The following is a 17,742-nucleotide window of genomic DNA, read 5'->3' on the forward strand; positions in this document are numbered from 1 at the left end:
TTTCTTGCTTCTTTTAACTGTTCGATTAATAATTGTTTCCAATCTTGATTATCCATATGTAATAATTTAGAAAGAGTTTAGAAGATATCCCATGAATATAAATTATAATCTATTATTTTTATTTGTTAGCAATATTATCGCTTTAGGTTTAGCTGTATGGAGATTATCTCAATGGGAAGAAAGATTACAGCATCAAATTAATGAAAATAAAAAAGATATTAATTGTGGGTTAGAATCTTTGCGCTCCGAAATGCGTAGACGAGATTATTTAATGGGAATTAAACTTAATACCCTTATTAAGTTTATTGAAAAAACGAGTGATTACCAACCACCTACTATGGATGATTTCGATATTAAGGATTAATTGAAAATGGTACAATAAAGGGTTATTTGTTTTGGAGTGAGTTTTATGGCTGGAAAAGGTGGAAATACCAAGAGCGATATTGATTTTCGGTTAAGCTGTCCTACTGTAAGAATCCCCAAGCCCTATCATCGCGCTTGCCAGGAATATGCTAAGGAGCTAGAAAACCGAGATGTTGAATCAGGAAAAGTGTATCAAGCCGATGATGGAAAATGGTATTACCGCGATTAATCCAAGTATTGTTATAAGCTATTGACTTAAACCCATACTTAATAATCTTTCGTAATATTACTTTACAGGAATCCTATTGACGGATTCTTTTTTTTGTTGCTACTGTAGGTTTATTGGTGAAACATCAATTGCTATAGATGAAACATCAATAAAGTTAAGTAAACAATGAGCGCATAAGGAAAACAAAATGCCTAGACATAAAAAGACCGTTAGCTTAACAACTGCTAATGACGCAGAGTTAACAAAAGTAATTCCCCATTTGACTCAATTGATTATGTCGATTAGTCCATTATATCCAGGGTTTCCAGCTTTAACTTTGCACGATAAATTACAAAACGACAATTGGGATTTAAGCCCCCATGAACAACAATTTTTGTACGCAGGGATTGAGATGTTATCCATTCTGAGTAACGAGTTAAGACTCAATAACACATCTAGTTTTAAGTCAAAAATTGAGCAGAAAATTGAGTTGGCTCAAGCCCAAAATTCTCTCTAGTTGACCTCTAATTATTTTCTATAGCCGCAATGGATAGCGGCTATAGACAGAAAACCTAACCACTAACACGATGGATAATGACATCTACGACTGGACAGAAGTGATGGGAAACAACATGATCACCCCTACACCCAGAATGGTTTATCTAAAACATCACATTCTTACCCGTAAAACCCGATTAAAAAGGGAAGGTAAGGACGGGATTGTTAGACCTTTAAGGGTTAAGCATGATATTCACTTTGTAGTTTGGAGAATCGCTAACGTTTTAAAAGACTTTAAGTCATGTGATGAAGAAAAACTAAGAGAGGTTTTTGAATTAGTGATCCACGAAATTAATTCCAGGGGTGATGCTAATGAAGTATCAGAATAGTCCTGTAATAATGTACGGGATACAGTTTGATTCTAAGTGGGAGTGTGAAGTTTATAGACTTATCAAGTCTATAATTCCCCCAAGCTATATTTCTGTTCACGAAAGAGTGTTAATCAAGCCTACGACTAAAAATTATCGTGCGAGATATTGGAATTGTGACTTCATTATCAAAGATGATTTTGATAACCCCCTGCTACTAGTTGAAGCGAAGGGTATGCCTACAAGAGAATTTTTGAGGCAACTACAGTTGTTAGATGCCTTTGAACCTACATTGATTGGCAAAATCAGAATCGTTCAACAGCAATCAACAAAAATTGATGAATGCTTTACCTCTCTTAATCCAACACAATTACAGGCGGAATTAAAGATTGTTTCAAAACAACTAAAAGGTGATTCATGAACATTACAGATACCGACACTCAAACCCTAACAGATGAGCAATTCATTAACTTGTTAGCATTTGCTTTTTTAATTTTGGTCAATGAAGTTACTGATGATGAAACCCGAAATGAGGTGAGTTCTTTAGTTGCAGAACAAGCTGTTCACATGACCGGTAATATGGAACCCGAGGATCTTAAACTGTTAGTTGATGCAGCAAGAAAGGCGTTCACTGCTGACTGGTATTTCTATCAGAACAACAAAAATTAATTGCTTGACCGAAACGTCGTTAAACTACCCATCAGTTATTAGTTATCAGGATTAAAACTTTAGTAAGTAGGTGAGAGTATGTATCGCTACAATAAAATCAGTGAAAAACTGAGTAAGTTAACTTTTGATAGCTATAATCGTCAGGATAGTGAGTTAACTTTCTTGGAAGCAAAGATTGTTAAAACCGAAAATTTTCTAACGATTTACGGTGCAATTTTGCCGGGAATATCTGGAAAATTTACTAACATAACAAAAGCAAAAAAACTGGATGACGGTAAATGGGGTAACGACCCTGACTTTAAGTTTCCAGTAGAAGGATTAGAAGCTAACCCCATGCCGTTAGTAATGATTCAAATACCTATCAAGGCATTCACTAACGATAAAGGTAAGGATATCAAACCTTCTGTGAGTGAAGAATTTATTGCCAAAAAGTTGTTAGAAGATTTTGGCAATGGTGGAATGTTTGAGGGAATGTTGGATCTCGGTGTCGATAAAACAAGGATAGCTAAGTATGAGGAGTACATCGGATATGGTGACGCAGGATTATCCCGTGCGGTCGGAGTCTTAAAGGAGTTTTATAACGTATCGAAAATTGACGCTTTGACAACGATAACCGATGACGTTTTAAGTCAGGACACTAATGGAGCCAAAGGTAACGGGTACGGTGGGAAAAATTTTGTCCCTAAAGAGACAGAATCAGAGCGACTCAATGCCCGTGCCGAGTTCGCTAAACGATTCTTAGCTGATGACTGGGACAAAACCAAAGATTTCTCTGTGATTACATTTGATAGTTGCTTAACCCTCTGGGATGGACGCTCTCACGACTTAGGACAAAGTGGATGTCAGTATATGACAGACATTCTTAAAAATATCCTTTCTTAGTAGTAACAAGCTCTAATTATTTTCTATAGCCGCAATGGATAGCGGCTATAGACAGAAAACCTAACCACACGAAAGGAATATGGAACATTTAGACTTTGTTGATTATCGACTTGACAGAGAGGAGGACGGCATAGATTATCGTGACCTCTGCGATCCAAAAGATAATTTTTATTCAAGAATCGACTCCCTTCTGTCTCAGATAGTGATTTTACCGTCCAGTGACTTGCAGACAATCCCGTTAATCTCGTTCCTGTTAACACCGAGTGCAATGTCAAATAACTTACCCATAGGGGTGCTATACGGTGCAAGCGGTAGCGGCAAAAGTGAGACAGCAAAATTTATCGCAACATTACACAACACCCCTATGCAGACCGCAGCGAGTACGTTCGCGAGTATCCGTAACCTGATTTCAAATAGCCGCTATTATGATAGCGATAAAGAGTTTGAGAAAAATTTTTTATTGGTTTGGGATGATATCAACGAAAAGGTTTTTACCGATTCAGAACAAATGTTTTCAATGTTTAAAAGCGGTATTAATCGAAAATCAGTTATCACTATTGCTGACAAGATGGGGATAAACATGGAGTTTTACCCGTTCTCGCCAAAGCTGGTTAGTACCGTTAATCCGTTCTGGGATAACCCTAAGCTAACTGAATTAAAACGCCGTTTAATACCGTTTTTATTCTCTAAAATCCAAGATTATTCAAGTGTAGAAGTTAACCTACTCTCTGTAGAAGATATTAACTTCAATGGATTAAATAGCGAATTTGAACAATTCTGGCACATCCAAGAAAATAGAACGAGCTTTAACCAAAAAAAACGGGGGCTTGCCCGATTGAAAAGTGAAATAATCCCGTTAGAAGTTTTTCGACTGTATCAAGATAATATGGCTGCGTGTTGCGTATTACTTGATATTCCACTTAAAGAAGCATTAACGCTTTGGGAAAAATACTTCCAATTCATAAACGAAAAGATATTTGATACTAATGTTGGTATCAAGCGAATTTTTGAAGATTATATCGATAGAGAGGAGAATGAAGTTTTAGAGATAATGGAAATTCAGAATAAATTATCTGAGAGAATCTTCATTAAACCCCTAACAATCTTTGATTATTTAGATGGTTGTTACTCTAACGGTGAGATATCTCAAAAACCAGATAGAGCGATTATTGAGGGTTTGTTAGTAGGTTGTGGATATCAAAAGACCAAAACAAAGATTGGTTATCAGTGGACTAAAACATTAAATCTGTAAATAATCAGTCATCAGTTATCAGTTTTAACCAAATCTATCAGGATTGAGGATTAAACCAATGAAAATTAGAACAATCAAACTCAAACATTGTGATTTATGGTCAGTCAGTCTTTCAAGGGATATTAACTTGTGTTTGAGTTTCTTTTCGTTAAAAGCATTAATCATTAAGCCGGAATTTTTCACTAAAGGAATAATGGGGTCACAAATAACAACCTTTAATCTTTTCACCCTTTCAATTCAATTAATCACCCCTAGATTATTCTTTTGGGTTAATGACAATAAACTAATTAATCTAGCGGTAAATATCCTACATGACAGGGCTTTAGAATTACAGGATTATCAAGTTGATTACCTACTCGGGAATATTGAGTACAACGCTGAAAAAATGGCAGACTGCAACGCAGAATCAAGTGTTTTATGGAATTTAATCAATTTTTATGGAGTTAATAAAGAGGTAATACTGAAGCGATGAAATATTTACTTGAATTTAAGACGGAGGACGACTACGAAATTAAGGAAATAGAGTTTGACACGATACAGGAGGTTTGTGAATTTGTCATCAAAAACAGAACCGATATGTGGGAATACTGGTTACTCTATGATCCTAAAGGTAATTGGATTGCAGACAATTGGACAGGTCTTAATAGTAGTTGGCTGATTGACCTCTAATTTCCTTTTATAGCCGCTATCCATTGCGGCTATAGAAAATAATTAGCTACACATAGAAGGAATGCTGGACATTATGGGCAAAATTGACAACCTAGAAAAAGGTAGGCAAAAAATATTTAATGATGATTTGGAAAAGGTACGAACCACGCTAACCCTATCTAAATCATCCCGTGAGTTTCTAAGTAATAGGGGTAATAAGATGAGCGAAACTATAGAAGCGTTGGTCTGGTTAGCATCTAACGGCAAGTCGGGGTATTTAAGCCAAAGATTTGAACTATGGAAGGAGTTGCCACCGGGTAAATTTAAACATCGGTAATTTATTTTGTGCAACTACTTATTAGGAGATTAAACAATGAATCATCAAATCAAACCATTTTCTAGGTATATATGGCAGATAACTTATCAATTTGGAGAATATGCCACTTATACCGAAACACTAAAAGAAGCAATGAATAATAGTTGTTTTCTTAATTATGCTGACCATGATGTAGAATGTGGGTTCTGGACATGGGATTCCATCGAAAAACACTGTAAAAAATACGGCTATGCCAGAGGGAGTTATGATGTAAAAAAAGATGATTATTGGTGGGAAGTTAAAAAAGTAAAACAATTTTCGTAAAAACAGTATCCCCCCCAACCGGACAAAACCTCTTAAATGAAGCGTAGTAAAGTTGTCAAGAGGTACTCAGTGAAACGTCTCTTGACAAGTGAACAAGCGAAATAAAATAGAGGTTGACGGTTAGGGGGGGGATACTGTTAATATAAGTTTGAGCTTGAGTTTAGTAAATCTCGCTTCTTAAAAAAATCAAAACTACTATTAACCCTCCTGAACAGATACCCGGTTGCAACTTAATGGAAATCGGTAGTAGGTAATCCAGGGGGGTTTTAAGTGTCTACTTTTTTACGGTTCTGTAGAAATATTTTCTATCTTCCCTTTATACATACCTTGGGAAGATTCACACTCAACACTCCCAATCCCTACCGACACAGCCCCAATAAAAAAGCAACCCTGGTTAGAGGTTGCTTGATAGATTTTTAATTTTGTCTTAGGCTCTAATCGTCTAATTGATAGATGATTCGCAGAATTGCTTTAACCGATGGATCGTCTAAGTTAAAGCCAGAGGATTCTAGTTCTCCTATGGCTACCTGATAGGGTAGCGGGTATTTTGTCGCTTGTTCTGCTAAATCATTAGCGGTCGCCATTGTTTGACGGTTATAAAACTGTTCACTAGCCAACTCTGTATGCCCCATATTTTTGGCGATAACTCCTATGGGTAGCCCTGACAACAAACCCATCATCTTCCCTAGGTGTCTAAATGAGTACCCTTGAGTTGTTGGACATTTCCAGTCTTGTAGTTTGTCACCAAGTTCATTAGAAAATCCACCCGCTATTGTTCTTGGTTTACTATTGGCGTTTGGAGTATATTCTGGTAACTGAACGGGAATATTCTGTAATTTTAAGTAATTTAAAATTACTTTGTTTTGACAGGGAGGGTAGCAAAATCTCCCACCAGTTTTATTGGTAATAAAGTGTTTTTTACCAGATGTATCAGTAACCTCAAATCCGTTGCCCAAAATTAACAACATTTTGGGATTGTTAACCTTATCATTAAATGCGGGGTTAATGCCTTTAGAGTCGGCGTACTTTTTTCCTTTTTCGCCCCATAGTTTTTTAACTTCATTATTGCTAATTGGTTTAAACAAATTAATGGCACTCATAATTTCAGCAGGTCTTAACCCGTAGGCTACACACATTTTAAAAATCCATAACCATCCCTCCCTTGCCATTGCTTGCTTTTCTGGCATTTCTTGGACTAACTTCTCTTGAGATTGCAACCATTCAAAGAATTGCTCCCAATCAATGGCTTTAGTATTCTCCCCTCGTTTTTTTTCAACCTTAATTCTGTTAAGTTTTGGCAATATTTCCTTTTTTGTTAATTCAGGACAATAGGAGATGATTTTTTTAATCTTTCCTAACGCTTCATACTGACAGGTATTTTCTGGGAAGCGTTCCCAGAATGCTTTGGCGTTATCCCAATCAGGGTACTCATCCCAGTTAAGACATTTTACAAAATAATCTGTATATGTCCTCTGAAAAGATGATTGACAACTAACTGACTCTCTTGACCGCTTCTCACCCGTAAATTTATGCCGTCCTTGATAGTATTCATTTTCGATAATCTCGAAAATTTGACGGTAGGTTAGACGGTCATCGCTCCCTAACTTGTTGCTGGGTAGGATATTCTTAAGCCACAAATCCCATTCACTAGCGTTAATTCCCTCCCGTTTAGCTTCATTTAGTTTTGTTCTTAACTTGATACACTTTTCCAAAAAGTCATTAATACCCGCAATACTCCATTCACACCCTGATCCTAGTAATTTTTGCTTACCTCCCTGATAAGGTTCTGTGAATTTAAAGTTAAGTCGGGTTTCAACCCTTTGGGCTACCCCTTTAGGGATTAGCGGCTCAATAGCCAACCAATGTTTTAGAACGTCTCCATACGTTCCAAAACCCTCTACAGTGACGTTATCCAATCTATCCATTTTCTATCCATTCCAAAATTAATCACTTATTTTGGATAGACTACTGAACGATAGAATCAGTGTTTGAACGTTATTCGGGAGTTCGAGTCTCGCCATCCGCATTAGTTTTAAACCTGATCAGTACCTTGCTGTATATATTTCAAAAGAGTAGAGGCGACAAAAAAAGCCAAATTAACAGGAACAGAGTTTCCAATCATTTGTTCTAAATTGGTTTTTGTTCCTATAAATTTAAAAGAATCGGGGAAGGTTTGAATATAACTCCGTTCAATTGTTGATAAAGGTCTGATTGTGGTTAGATCAATATCTTGCGGATCACCCCTATGGAGTTTATAGTTGGGTGGGATCGGACGATTAACCCCTCTGATGGTGGGACTGGGTTCATCAATAGAAAATATCCCTCGTCGCGCGTAGCTTCTGGGATGTCTATAATAATATTGGAGATTCAATCTATCCCCAAGATAATCTCTAACTGTCATTGGTTTTTTTGATAAACCCAACTTCAATAAATCTACCAAAGCATTATATTTCCCCCCCAGTTCACCAATCAGAAAAAAGCGAGATCTCGATTGGGGTGTATGACAAAAAGACGCATTTAAAACAATTGCAGATAAACCATAACCATTGCTCAAAAACTGCTCAGATATTTGCTTCAAAATAGGACTTTTAGTTATTCTTGGTACATTTTCCATAACAAACCATTGAGGCTGAATAGCACAAACAATATTAGCAAAGTTATAAGTTAAATTAGCGCGATCGCCGTTTAAATCTCGCTTTCCCGCACTAGAAAAATCTTGACAGGGCGGGCCACCAATAATCATTTCAGGATCAAGTTTTTGAATAATTTTGATAGCTGCAACTTCATCCGTGAGATCTTGTAAAATTGCCAAATGATCAAAATTAGCTTGATAGACCTCTAGGGATGGATTCCAGTTGTCAATAGCTGCCAATATCTCAATTCCCGCTTGCTTAAACCCAAGGGATAAACCACCACAACCACAAAATAAATCAACCGCAGTAATCATGAAAACAATGTGATTAATGATTCGAGACTGTTAAAATCGTTCTCCCATTAACCGTTGTCGCATACCCTCGGCAATTTTTTGGCCAAGATATTCAGGAATCAAACTTTCATTCGGCCCCAATAAATATAAAATTAATCGGGTGCGTCCTCGCCAGACTAACAAATTAGCATTGACCACCAATAAATCCTCCTGCCAGATAGCATACATAACCTTATAAAACAATCCGGGCTGGTTATCCGCCTCAATTAATAACGCCGGGAGATGAAATACCGGGTCAACATAAAATTCCGTGGCCACATCCTCTAACCCGGCATCCAGGTTAAATTCCACCGCCAACATTTCTTCCACCTCAAAATGTCCTGCTAAGGCTTCCCGCACGGCCCGACAAACATTTTCTGAGGTTTTATCCGTGAGGGCTTTTCCCCCGCGAGAAACCACTAACTTAATAAACACCAACATCGGCGGATAAATTTGGCCATACAAACTCAGACTATGAATCGTCAGGCCATAGGCTGCCAAAACCCCAAAAATATCGCTGAGTAAAAATGATTGATTTCGATAGGCAAAATGGAGAGCACTTTTGTTCCCATCCGGCTCAATTTCAATAACAGCCTGCTTAGTTTGGTAAACTTGATAGGCCAGTTTAAGATTTTGCAGTTGAATTTCACTACTGACAAATTGCTCATAAAACTGTGGAAACGCCCGATTGAAGCGTTTTAGGAGTTCTAAAGTTGAGGATTTTAAGCCCGGAGCCATAATTGAGGTGAAGGTACGGGAGATATACTATCTAATAAGGTCATTGAAAATCTATTACCTTAACTACGCCTGCATGGGTTTTTGGAAAAACTTGTTTAGCAGTTCAGATTCCTCCGCCTCGTCCTCCTGCCAAGTGGAGTATGAGGGGTATGAGGGAGGAAGCGAGGAGTCAGTATCCCTAAACTCTCGCCCGTCATCGAGCAATAATGGTCGCATTTTTTTTAGTACGGATCGGGACATTGATTTATATGAATTGGAAGAACTTTGCAATGCAGTGGGCTGGTCTCGGCGACCCCTGCGGAAAGTAAAAAAAGCCATTCAGTATAGTTTCCTTGTAGTTTCTATGTGGCAAATTCGAGGGAATCAGCGACGGCTGATTGGTTTTGCTAGGGCCACATCCGATCATGCTTTTAATGCTACGCTCTGGGATGTGGTTGTTCACCCAGATTTCCAGAATAAGGGTATGGGTAAAGCCTTGATGAAATTTATCATCAAAAAACTCCGTAGCGATGATATCAGCAACATTACTCTATTTGCCGACCCTCATGTTGTAGATTTTTACCGAAATTTGGGTTTTATGTCCGATCCAGAGGGGATCAAAGGAATGTTCTGGTATCCAGATTAGGCTTGGGTTGGCGGTTGAGGTGTTGAGGTATGGAGGTGTGAACAAATAACCGATAACCGACAACAGACAACCGACTCCTAGCTTCTTATGAATCAATTTTGCAATTTTTAATCAGATTTGTGTAAACTTAGGGTATACTCAGAAAAGATTAAACGGGATGTAGCGCAGCTTGGTAGCGCGCCTGCTTTGGGAGCAGGATGCCGCAGGTTCGAATCCTGTCATCCCGATTCTGGATTTTAACTTGATTAGTGCCGATTCTTTTTGTCCATCCTCTGATCGGTGTGTTACGATGGGTCATGTTTTAAATTGAGTATAACTACACAACTTTAAAACTTAACGGGACAGGCTGACTTGGGTTAAAACTTTCTCCTGGTGACAATTTCCTCAGATTTTGGGGAGAAAAACAACTCCCTGATCGTCAGTGCAATCTATCAGTGGTCAACACGACCCGGGTTCTCTGTTTAGCGTTACTCCTACTGTATCCCCCTGGGTTCAGTGGTACATACTGCATCTGCAATCTAAAAAATATTTAATTCAAAATTTGGAAACATGATCAGATCAATTGTTCGTTTGGGCGCGGTATTGGGAGTTGTGGGCGGTACGTTTTTACTAAGTCCTGATTCGGGATTGCGTGTATTCAACTTTATTCCGGTGGGAACTGAGCCAGCCTATGCCATTCCAGAAAGCCAAATTCTGGAAAAACTCCGTTCAATTCCGGTGTTCACGATTACCGATACCCAGGGCGCGCCTTTAGTTGCGACTGTACCCCAGGGAGATAAAAAAGCGGCGGTGGCGGGTGTGTTTATCAGTCGCACCGATGCTGTGGCTTTTGTCGATCGCTTAAAAAGTCGTGACCCAAAATTGGCTTCGACCATTCAAGTGACCACGGTTTCTCTGGGTGAAGTATACCGCATGAGCCAGCAAGGTCAGGGTTCGGCGGAGGAAGTGCAGTTTGCCTATGTCCCGGTGCAAAAACAGGTGGATTTGGCAAAAACGGTTCTCAAGGAAAATGGGCAAACTGTCAGCGATTTTAACGGTGTTCCGCTATTTATTGCTAAGGGTGGGCCGGATAATGGCTATCTGACGATTCAAAATGGCAATGAACAGGTGATCCCGATGTTCTTCTACAAAGAGGATCTGCAAAGTATGTTGACTCAATTTAAAAGTCAACAGCCTGATTTAATCTCTAACGTTAAGATTGATGTGGTTAACCTGGAAGGGTTGTTGGATGCTTTGAAAAAGGATAATGATCAATTCTTAAATCGGGTTGTGTTGATTCCGCCCCGTGAAACTTTGGAGTATTTACAAAAAAATCAACCCTCCCCCGCCCCCGCCCCCCGTTAATTGAATCAATCCTAGGAAACTATCATGGGGGAAATGATATCGGGTTGGCAACTGGAACAGTGGATGGAACAGGCTGATGCTGAATGTACCGCCCTGGGGATTTCTCCGAGTGAAATCCACTGGTTTCTCCAGGAGTTGGGAGGTTTAGACCGATTAACGCTACGTTTACAAACCTTCAAACAACAACCTGCAATTCCCCTGGGAGTTCCTTGGTCGGAATTGACCCAACTTTGGCAACGACGCCTAACGGAGCGTATCCCTTTGCAATACCTGTTGGGGAGAACTTACTGGCGCGATTTTGCGTTAAAGGTGTCTTCTGGGGTGCTGATTCCCCGTCCTGAAACGGAATTAATCATTGATTTAGCCGTATCTGCTATTGAGGATATTAATAATAATGGGGTTTGGGTGGATTTGGGTACCGGAAGCGGGGCGATCGCCCTGGGTTTAGCCGATAGTTTTCCAATGGCCGAAATTCATGGGGTAGATACCAGTTTAGAAGCCTTGGCGATCGCTGAATATAACGCTCAAACCACAGGTTTAGCTGATCGCATCCAATTCCATCACGGGTCTTGGTGGGAACCCCTAGAATTCCTACAAGGAAAACTAACCGGAATGGTTTCTAACCCTCCCTATATTCCTTCTGATATTATTCCAACTCTGCAACCAGAAGTAGCCCAACATGAACCCCTGTTAGCTTTAGATGGCGGTGATGATGGTTTGGATTCTATTCGCTATTTGGTTGAAACAGCCCCCCGTTATTTGCGCCCTGGAGGGGTTTGGATTGTGGAAATGATGGCAGGACAAGGAGAAGCGGTTGCCGGGTTGTTAGAGGCTCAAGGAAGTTACTCTGGGATTAAAATTATCCCTGACTTAGCGGGATTTGATCGTTTTGTTATAGCTTATTTGAATTGACTAAAGATCCAGCGGTTGAAACCGTGGCTACACAAACAAAAACCGCCTGCGCGGGTTTTAAACCTGCTTTTTGAGTTAACGCTATGGTTCAAATCCAGCGGTTGAAACCGTGGCTACACAAACAAAACCCGCCTGCGCGGGTTTTAAACCTGCTTTTTGAGTTAACGCTATGGTTCAAGTCTCTATTGATACTCTAATTGATATGGCAATTTCGGGTGAGGCGGTGGTGAGTTTCCCGACGGATACTGTCCCCGCTTTAGCTACCCGTCCTGATCGGGCGGAATTGATTTTTCAGACCAAACAACGTAGTCCAGATAAACCCTTAATCTTAATGGCCGCCACACCGGAAGCGTTATGGCCCTATGTGCAGGGGACGCTGGAAGAATTATCCGTTTGGCAAAAGACTGCCCAGAAATATTGGCCTGGCGGCTTAACTTTGGTATTACCCGCTTCTGAGCAAGTTCCTCCGGCCATGAATCCGGCTGATCCGTCTACGATTGGGGTAAGGGTTCCCGATTGTGCGATCGCTCAATCTATTTTAGCCCGCACTGGCCCGATGGCAACCACGAGCGCCAATTTATCAGGACAACCGCCCCTGTTAACCATGGCTGAAATTAATCATCAATTTCCCAAGGTTTTGACGTTATTTTCGTCAGACTTTGATCCAATTATCCCTCAATCTACCTTACCTTCAACGGTGGCAAAATGGGAAAGCAATGGTCAATGGACAATCTTACGACATGGTAATTTATTAATCAGTTAACAGTTATCAGTTAACAGTTATCCGTAAATAAATAATACCAATCTGTTGATAAACTTCGAGCTTACAAACCGTTATTCAACTCTTGCACTAATAACTAATAAATGTTAACTAATAACTGATTCGGTGTTGACCAATAACTGATCAACTCTTACACTGATAACTGATCACTGATTACTGATAACTGAAATGGGTTGGAGCGAATTTTTATATTTCGGTTTTGGGTTAGGGTTAGGGGTTAGCCTAAATCAGCTATGGCGGGGAAAAGGAACAAAATCGCCCGACCCGGTTGGGACAGAAGACCGCTCCAAAGAGGTTGATTATCAACAGCAGGTGCAAACCCTCTCTTATCAATTGAAACAAACTCAACTTGCCTATCATTCGGCGGCGGAATTGAGTTTATTTAAAGCGGGGTTTTTGGCGCGGACGTCCCATGAGTTGCGATCGCCTTTGAGTAGCATGATTGGTACGTTACAACTAATTATCTCCGATCTGTGCGAAAACCCAGAGGAGGAGCGAGAATTTATCAATCTCGCCCACACATCGGCGTTAAAAATGGTGGGATTATTAGATCAAGTGATTTTTGTATCTAAAACCGAATATGGCACAGACACAATGGATATTCATGCCATTGAGTTAGCAAAAGTCATGGATGAGGTAGAAGATTTAACTTGTATGCAGGCGGCAAATCGTAGTATTAGATTAAACATTGATCCTCCTGATCAAGATATTTATGTGATGGCAGATTTACCCCGACTGCGACAAGTTTTAGTCAGTTTAGTTGATACTGCGATCGCTCAAATGAAAGAGGGAAGTGTGAATGTTTCTGCCCATCCTTCTCCCGAAACAGGATTTGTGCATATTTGGGTTGATGATCAACGTCCTATTAGTGCTTGGAGTGAGTCTTGGGATTTATTAAAATCTACATTAGATATTGATCAACCTCCATTTGAGCAAGGGACTTTATCCCCAGGAATGCGGCTGTTGATGAATCAAACTTTATTGAGTTTAATGAAGGGTCGTTTAGAAATTTTAGCGATTCCTTCTGAGGGAGAAGATTCTAATTTTAATCGGACTCAATGTTCGATTCCCTTAGCAAAACCCTAACGCAGTATTTTAGACAGTTTAAGCTCTAATTAAGTTATAATATTGGCAAACTCTAATCGTAACCTAATATGACTAAAACTCTTGATGTTACTGGCTTAACTTCTGAACAAATCGAGCAGATTTATGTAATCATAGACACATTCAGAGCTATTAATAAACAGCAAAACCCATTGACAGAAGATCAACTATCAGAATTTGATCTAACTCCGTTGTTTTTTGAAAGTGAAATCCTTCAGCCATTTAATCGAAGTCTGCTTTATGGCAACAGAATCTAAACGAATTTATCTTGATACCAACATTCTCGCTTATGTTGCTAATACCAAAGCACCTCAACACAAGACTGCATTAGAAATATTTCGACCCTGTGAAACAGAAATTCTCTGCGTTTCATCACAAGTTTTAGCAGAATTTTATTCCTATATTACAAATCCTGCTATCTTAGCAAAACCCTTAGAACCAACAGAAGCTATTAAGCGCATTCAACGAATTTGTCAAATGCCTCATGTCCGCTTGCTCTCAACTCCTTTCGATCTTTTTGAAGGTTGGATGAGGTTATTGGAAGAACAACCTGTGACCAATGGAGGGATTTTTGACTTACTTCATATTGCCATTATGTTATCTCATCAAGTCACCAGTATTTACACTTTTAATGTCAAGGATTTTTCTTGGTGTTCCCAAATTAAAGTTATTGATCCTAGTCATCTTTAAAAAGTCCAAATAAATACTGGAATACTTAACCGAAAATACCTTTAAAAATTCAGTAGAGACGCTGCATTCAACGCCTCTACAAACAACAAATTAAAATCCCATGACTGTTGCAACAGCTTCCATTTCTGGTGCAATTCCGGCTTTGAATTTATTGTTGCTGTGAGTAATAGCCGTATCGGGATCTTTTAACCCATTTCCAGTTAACACACAAACAATTTTAATCCCCTCTGGAACCTGATCTTTCACTTTCAATAATCCGGCAACGGAGGCGGCACTAGCAGGCTCACAGAAAATTCCCTCCCCAGAAGCTAACAACCGATAGGCGTCGAGAATTTCGGCATCGGTGACAGCGTTAAAACTACCTTGACTGGCATCTTTAGCCGCCACCGCAAAGTCCCAACTCGCCGGATTTCCAATTCTAATTGCTGTTGCTAAGGTTTCGGGGTTTTCCACCGGATGGCCTAATACTAACGGTGCGGCTCCGGCGGCTTGAAATCCCATCATTTGGGGTAAACGAGAACATTTCCCAACAGAATGATATTGACAAAATCCCATCCAATAGGCACTAATATTCCCGGCATTGCCCACCGGAATACATAACCAGTCGGGGGCATCTCCCAGGGCATCTACCACCTCAAAGGCGGCGGTTTTTTGGCCTTCTAAACGATAGGGATTAACAGAATTAACTAAAGTAATCGGATAATGTTCGGCCATCTCCCGCACAATATTTAGTGCCTGATCAAAATTACCCTTAATCGCTAAGACTTCTGCCCCATATAATAACGCTTGGGCCAGTTTCCCTAACGCCACATAACCATCGGGAATTAAGACAAAGGCTTTCATCCCGGCTCGACGGGCATAGGCGGCGGCTGCTGCTGAAGTATTTCCGGTACTGGCACAGATGACGGCTTTGCTGCCTTCCTCTTTGGCTTTGGAAATCGCCATGGTCATGCCTCGGTCTTTGAAACTACCTGTGGGGTTGAGTCCGTCATATTTCACATAGACTTGCACCTGTTTGCCAATGATTTCGGCAATGGTTGGGGCCGGAATCAGGGGCGTGTTGCCTTCTTGTAGGGTGATAACGGGTGTCGATTCAGAAACAGGTAAATAGTTGCGGTAGGCTTCAATCAGACCAGGCCAGCACTTCAATGAGGACTGGGTTGTAGGCAAAGTCAACGTCATCTCGGTAGTAGTTAATAAACGAAAAATAATCCGGTTAAGGATTGACAAATAGACGGATTTATGATACTCAGGAATGCTCTTGACGGTTGGAATCTATAAACTTTATCAGTTGACAGGATCAGCCGTTGGGTGTATTCCTTAATTTAGTTTACCTTCTCGTTTACATTCCGTGAAAAAACTAATCAATTTTGATGTTTTTTTCTATGGGAGTAAACGTTCAGGGTAAAATATAGTTAAGATTTGTTGAGCTAACATTTTTAGATGTCAAATCAACTGCTGATGCCCACTCGTTCATCCACCGTATCTGGGACTCAAACCTTAGATGCCCCTTCAAGCCGGACTTCCGGTTCTGTTATGTCTAAGCCACTGACGATTGATACGATGAAAAATCTGTACAACGCCGATCAGCAAGTGAAGTTTCTGCATTTGCACGCTGAAGTTGAAACCTTGCTCCTAGAATTGCAAACTGTCAAGCAACAGCGCCAAGAAACAACCTCACCCGCAAAGACTTGTTGAGTTGTCCTCTAAGTTCCACTCCCCCGATCATCACTAGCTGGGTTTAGCAAAAACCGCTAAACACCCTAGCTTTTGATGGACTCCGTTTAGAGGCGGTTACCATCGGAGTCGGAGTTACATGGATAGATGGAAAGTGCCTGTTTGTCCCATGCAGGTCGGATTTTTCGTGTCAAATTAAGTAATTGATCAGACTACCCAAAAATTGGGAAGATAAAACCACACAACCTTAGTATTACCCTAGCCCCCAGTGCTGAGGGATTTGAAAGTTTAAAAAATTCTATGACATTATCCTCTGTTCAACCTCAAACCCTAGCATCTTCTGCTAGTTTTCCCTCGGATTTACGTTTAAAAGACATTATCAAAAGTCTCCCTCGGGAAGTTTTTCTTAAAGATCAGAAAAAAGCTTGGCTGACTGTTGTTGTTAGTGTTCTTCTGGTGGTTGCGGGCTATTTTGCGATTGCTTACTCTCCCTGGTTTCTTTTACCCTTGGCTTGGGTTTTTACCGGGACAGCTTTAACGGGTTTTTTCGTCATTGGTCATGACTGTGGACATCGTTCTTTTTCTGACCGTCGTTGGGTAAATGATTTAGTCGGTCATTTGACATTTCTTCCTTTAATTTATCCCTTTCATGGTTGGCGTTTAGGACATAATCACCATCATAAACATACTAATAAACTGACTGAAGATAATGCTTGGGAACCCTGGAAAATCGAAAATTATGAAGCATCCCCTAAAATTGTACAAATTGCTTATAAATTAACCCGAGCTAGACTGTGGTGGTTAGGTTCAATTTTGCATTGGGCAATTGTTAACTTTGATTGGCGCAAGTTTGAAGGGAAAGGAGAAGAACAGGTTAAATTTTCTGCCTTATTTGTGATTGGATGTGCGGCGATCGCCTTTCCTACGATAATTTTTACTCTCGGAATTTGGGGCTTTGTTAAATTCTGGTTAATGCCTTGGTTAGTATACCATTTCTGGATGAGTACCTTCACTATTGTTCACCATACTGCCCCCGATATTAAGTTTCAAGAACCCGAGGATTGGAATGAAGCCCTAGCCCAATTATCGGGAACAGTTCACTGCAATTATCCCGCTTGGGTTGAGTTTTTCTGTCACGATATTAATGTTCACATTCCTCACCATATTTCTACGGCTATTCCTTCCTACAATTTACGGAAAGCCTATAAAATTATTCAAGACAATTGGGGTGAATATCTCTATCCTGAATGTGATTTTTCCTGGTCTTTAATGACTCATATCGTAGATCAGTGTCATTTATATGATGCTGAAAATGCTTATGTTTCCTTTAAGGAATACAAGCAGTAATTAGATTTAGTAGTGAGTCCTAAAAAACTCA

The 17,742-nt window shown here is 39.9% G+C and carries 24 protein-coding genes and 1 tRNA gene; 21 read left to right on the forward strand and 4 right to left on the reverse strand.

Going from position 1 to position 17,742, the window contains the following annotated elements:
* Positions 1–91: 91 nt before the first annotated feature.
* The 11 genes from PL11201_RS08640 (at position 92) to PL11201_RS08695 (ending at position 5,528) form a co-directional block, all read left to right on the forward strand.
* Positions 92–364, forward strand: a complete 273-nt coding sequence (locus tag PL11201_RS08640; protein WP_079678195.1) for a hypothetical protein — start codon at positions 92–94, stop codon at positions 362–364.
* A gap of 45 nt (positions 365–409) precedes the next feature.
* The gene (locus PL11201_RS08645) at positions 410–592 is read left to right on the forward strand and encodes a hypothetical protein (RefSeq protein WP_079678196.1); all 183 of its coding nucleotides are present in this window, start codon (positions 410–412) and stop codon (positions 590–592) included.
* 187 nt (positions 593–779) lie between these two features.
* The gene (locus PL11201_RS08650; RefSeq protein WP_079678197.1) at positions 780–1,088 is read left to right on the forward strand and encodes a hypothetical protein; all 309 of its coding nucleotides are present in this window, start codon (positions 780–782) and stop codon (positions 1,086–1,088) included.
* Between the two features lie 70 nt (positions 1,089–1,158).
* Entirely contained in the window at positions 1,159–1,458 is a 300-nt protein-coding gene (locus PL11201_RS08655) for a hypothetical protein (RefSeq protein WP_079678198.1), read from the forward strand.
* Positions 1,442–1,858: a DUF1064 domain-containing protein gene (locus PL11201_RS08660; RefSeq protein WP_079678199.1), complete on the forward strand. Its 417-nt coding sequence runs from the start codon at positions 1,442–1,444 to the stop codon at positions 1,856–1,858. Before PL11201_RS08655 ends, PL11201_RS08660 begins: the two co-directional genes overlap by 17 nt.
* Positions 1,855–2,106, forward strand: a complete 252-nt coding sequence (locus PL11201_RS08665) for a hypothetical protein (protein ID WP_079678200.1) — start codon at positions 1,855–1,857, stop codon at positions 2,104–2,106. The genes PL11201_RS08660 and PL11201_RS08665 overlap by 4 nt, the downstream gene beginning before the upstream one ends.
* Before the next feature lie 78 nt (positions 2,107–2,184).
* Complete coding sequence (locus PL11201_RS08670; RefSeq protein ID WP_079678201.1) at positions 2,185–2,988, forward strand: hypothetical protein; 804 nt, start codon at positions 2,185–2,187, stop codon at positions 2,986–2,988.
* A gap of 79 nt (positions 2,989–3,067) precedes the next feature.
* Positions 3,068–4,240 carry a hypothetical protein gene (locus tag PL11201_RS08675; protein ID WP_079678202.1) on the forward strand — a complete coding sequence of 391 codons (1,173 nt, stop codon included), beginning with the start codon at positions 3,068–3,070 and terminating at the stop codon, positions 4,238–4,240.
* 58 nt (positions 4,241–4,298) lie between these two features.
* Positions 4,299–4,712 carry a hypothetical protein gene (locus tag PL11201_RS08680; protein ID WP_079678203.1) on the forward strand — a complete coding sequence of 138 codons (414 nt, stop codon included), beginning with the start codon at positions 4,299–4,301 and terminating at the stop codon, positions 4,710–4,712.
* Positions 4,709–4,909 carry a hypothetical protein gene (locus PL11201_RS08685; RefSeq protein WP_079678204.1) on the forward strand — a complete coding sequence of 67 codons (201 nt, stop codon included), beginning with the start codon at positions 4,709–4,711 and terminating at the stop codon, positions 4,907–4,909. Before PL11201_RS08680 ends, PL11201_RS08685 begins: the two co-directional genes overlap by 4 nt.
* A gap of 352 nt (positions 4,910–5,261) precedes the next feature.
* Complete coding sequence (locus PL11201_RS08695) at positions 5,262–5,528, forward strand: hypothetical protein (protein ID WP_079678206.1); 267 nt, start codon at positions 5,262–5,264, stop codon at positions 5,526–5,528.
* 434 nt (positions 5,529–5,962) lie between these two features.
* On the opposite strand, the gene PL11201_RS08700 is transcribed toward PL11201_RS08695, so the two are convergent.
* The 3 genes from PL11201_RS08700 to PL11201_RS08710 all read right to left on the reverse strand — a co-directional run bounded on the left by PL11201_RS08700 (position 5,963) and on the right by PL11201_RS08710 (position 9,231).
* Positions 5,963–7,453 carry a hypothetical protein gene (locus PL11201_RS08700; RefSeq protein WP_079678207.1) on the reverse strand — a complete coding sequence of 497 codons (1,491 nt, stop codon included), beginning with the start codon at positions 7,451–7,453 and terminating at the stop codon, positions 5,963–5,965.
* Between the two features lie 107 nt (positions 7,454–7,560).
* A complete protein-coding gene (locus PL11201_RS08705) occupies positions 7,561–8,475 on the reverse strand; it encodes a DNA cytosine methyltransferase (protein WP_079678208.1) in 915 nt (304 codons plus the stop codon).
* 30 nt (positions 8,476–8,505) lie between these two features.
* The gene (locus tag PL11201_RS08710; RefSeq protein WP_079678209.1) at positions 8,506–9,231 is read right to left on the reverse strand and encodes a hypothetical protein; all 726 of its coding nucleotides are present in this window, start codon (positions 9,229–9,231) and stop codon (positions 8,506–8,508) included.
* A gap of 73 nt (positions 9,232–9,304) precedes the next feature.
* Here PL11201_RS08710 and PL11201_RS08715 point away from each other — a divergent pair, with 73 nt between their 5' ends.
* From PL11201_RS08715 to PL11201_RS08750, 8 genes are all read left to right on the forward strand, one after another.
* Positions 9,305–9,856 carry a GNAT family N-acetyltransferase gene (locus PL11201_RS08715; protein WP_079678210.1) on the forward strand — a complete coding sequence of 184 codons (552 nt, stop codon included), beginning with the start codon at positions 9,305–9,307 and terminating at the stop codon, positions 9,854–9,856.
* Between the two features lie 153 nt (positions 9,857–10,009).
* Positions 10,010–10,083 (forward strand) — tRNA-Pro (locus PL11201_RS08720).
* A 322-nt stretch (positions 10,084–10,405) separates the two neighbouring features.
* Entirely contained in the window at positions 10,406–11,200 is a 795-nt protein-coding gene (locus PL11201_RS08725; RefSeq protein WP_200816730.1) for a Tic22 family protein, read from the forward strand.
* A 24-nt stretch (positions 11,201–11,224) separates the two neighbouring features.
* Entirely contained in the window at positions 11,225–12,112 is an 888-nt protein-coding gene (gene prmC, locus PL11201_RS08730) for a peptide chain release factor N(5)-glutamine methyltransferase (RefSeq protein WP_079678211.1), read from the forward strand.
* Between the two features lie 169 nt (positions 12,113–12,281).
* Positions 12,282–12,875, forward strand: coding sequence for an L-threonylcarbamoyladenylate synthase (locus tag PL11201_RS08735; protein WP_079678212.1), 594 nt, complete (start codon positions 12,282–12,284; stop codon positions 12,873–12,875).
* A gap of 186 nt (positions 12,876–13,061) precedes the next feature.
* A complete protein-coding gene (locus PL11201_RS08740) occupies positions 13,062–13,979 on the forward strand; it encodes a sensor histidine kinase (RefSeq protein ID WP_079678213.1) in 918 nt (305 codons plus the stop codon).
* A gap of 68 nt (positions 13,980–14,047) precedes the next feature.
* Positions 14,048–14,254, forward strand: coding sequence for a hypothetical protein (locus tag PL11201_RS08745; RefSeq protein WP_079678214.1), 207 nt, complete (start codon positions 14,048–14,050; stop codon positions 14,252–14,254).
* Entirely contained in the window at positions 14,238–14,687 is a 450-nt protein-coding gene (locus PL11201_RS08750; RefSeq protein WP_079678215.1) for a type II toxin-antitoxin system VapC family toxin, read from the forward strand. The genes PL11201_RS08745 and PL11201_RS08750 overlap by 17 nt, the downstream gene beginning before the upstream one ends.
* A gap of 90 nt (positions 14,688–14,777) precedes the next feature.
* Here the strand turns inward: PL11201_RS08750 and thrC are convergent, their stop codons facing one another.
* A complete protein-coding gene (gene thrC / locus PL11201_RS08755; RefSeq protein WP_079678216.1) occupies positions 14,778–15,869 on the reverse strand; it encodes a threonine synthase in 1,092 nt (363 codons plus the stop codon).
* Between the two features lie 279 nt (positions 15,870–16,148).
* On the opposite strand from thrC, the gene PL11201_RS08760 reads away from it, so the two are divergent.
* Together PL11201_RS08760 and PL11201_RS08765 are read left to right on the forward strand one after the other, a co-directional pair.
* Entirely contained in the window at positions 16,149–16,385 is a 237-nt protein-coding gene (locus PL11201_RS08760) for a hypothetical protein (protein ID WP_234996647.1), read from the forward strand.
* Between the two features lie 279 nt (positions 16,386–16,664).
* Positions 16,665–17,711, forward strand: coding sequence for a fatty acid desaturase (locus PL11201_RS08765; protein WP_079678218.1), 1,047 nt, complete (start codon positions 16,665–16,667; stop codon positions 17,709–17,711).
* Positions 17,712–17,742: the final 31 nt, after the last annotated feature.

This window comes from Planktothrix sp. PCC 11201 (assembly GCF_900009135.1).
Lineage (GTDB): Bacteria > Cyanobacteriota > Cyanobacteriia > Cyanobacteriales > Microcoleaceae > Planktothrix.

Bases quoted from the DNA above. Each gene is read 5' to 3' on its own strand.
- PL11201_RS08640 (WP_079678195.1), top strand. From the start codon at position 92: ATGAATATAAATTATAATCTATTATTTTTATTTGTTAGCAATATTATC.
- PL11201_RS08645 (WP_079678196.1), top strand. From the start codon at position 410: ATGGCTGGAAAAGGTGGAAATACCAAGAGCGATATTGATTTTCGGTTA.
- PL11201_RS08650 (WP_079678197.1), top strand. From the start codon at position 780: ATGCCTAGACATAAAAAGACCGTTAGCTTAACAACTGCTAATGACGCA.
- PL11201_RS08655 (WP_079678198.1), top strand. From the start codon at position 1,159: ATGGATAATGACATCTACGACTGGACAGAAGTGATGGGAAACAACATG.
- PL11201_RS08660 (WP_079678199.1), top strand. From the start codon at position 1,442: ATGAAGTATCAGAATAGTCCTGTAATAATGTACGGGATACAGTTTGAT.
- PL11201_RS08665 (WP_079678200.1), top strand. From the start codon at position 1,855: ATGAACATTACAGATACCGACACTCAAACCCTAACAGATGAGCAATTC.
- PL11201_RS08670 (WP_079678201.1), top strand. From the start codon at position 2,185: ATGTATCGCTACAATAAAATCAGTGAAAAACTGAGTAAGTTAACTTTT.
- PL11201_RS08675 (WP_079678202.1), top strand. From the start codon at position 3,068: ATGGAACATTTAGACTTTGTTGATTATCGACTTGACAGAGAGGAGGAC.
- PL11201_RS08680 (WP_079678203.1), top strand. From the start codon at position 4,299: ATGAAAATTAGAACAATCAAACTCAAACATTGTGATTTATGGTCAGTC.
- PL11201_RS08685 (WP_079678204.1), top strand. From the start codon at position 4,709: ATGAAATATTTACTTGAATTTAAGACGGAGGACGACTACGAAATTAAG.
- PL11201_RS08695 (WP_079678206.1), top strand. From the start codon at position 5,262: ATGAATCATCAAATCAAACCATTTTCTAGGTATATATGGCAGATAACT.
- PL11201_RS08700 (WP_079678207.1), bottom strand. From the start codon at position 7,453: ATGGATAGATTGGATAACGTCACTGTAGAGGGTTTTGGAACGTATGGA.
- PL11201_RS08705 (WP_079678208.1), bottom strand. From the start codon at position 8,475: ATGATTACTGCGGTTGATTTATTTTGTGGTTGTGGTGGTTTATCCCTT.
- PL11201_RS08710 (WP_079678209.1), bottom strand. From the start codon at position 9,231: ATGGCTCCGGGCTTAAAATCCTCAACTTTAGAACTCCTAAAACGCTTC.
- PL11201_RS08715 (WP_079678210.1), top strand. From the start codon at position 9,305: ATGGGTTTTTGGAAAAACTTGTTTAGCAGTTCAGATTCCTCCGCCTCG.
- PL11201_RS08725 (WP_200816730.1), top strand. From the start codon at position 10,406: ATGATCAGATCAATTGTTCGTTTGGGCGCGGTATTGGGAGTTGTGGGC.
- prmC (WP_079678211.1), top strand. From the start codon at position 11,225: ATGGGGGAAATGATATCGGGTTGGCAACTGGAACAGTGGATGGAACAG.
- PL11201_RS08735 (WP_079678212.1), top strand. From the start codon at position 12,282: ATGGTTCAAGTCTCTATTGATACTCTAATTGATATGGCAATTTCGGGT.
- PL11201_RS08740 (WP_079678213.1), top strand. From the start codon at position 13,062: ATGGGTTGGAGCGAATTTTTATATTTCGGTTTTGGGTTAGGGTTAGGG.
- PL11201_RS08745 (WP_079678214.1), top strand. From the start codon at position 14,048: ATGACTAAAACTCTTGATGTTACTGGCTTAACTTCTGAACAAATCGAG.
- PL11201_RS08750 (WP_079678215.1), top strand. From the start codon at position 14,238: ATGGCAACAGAATCTAAACGAATTTATCTTGATACCAACATTCTCGCT.
- thrC (WP_079678216.1), bottom strand. From the start codon at position 15,869: ATGACGTTGACTTTGCCTACAACCCAGTCCTCATTGAAGTGCTGGCCT.
- PL11201_RS08760 (WP_234996647.1), top strand. From the start codon at position 16,149: ATGCCCACTCGTTCATCCACCGTATCTGGGACTCAAACCTTAGATGCC.
- PL11201_RS08765 (WP_079678218.1), top strand. From the start codon at position 16,665: ATGACATTATCCTCTGTTCAACCTCAAACCCTAGCATCTTCTGCTAGT.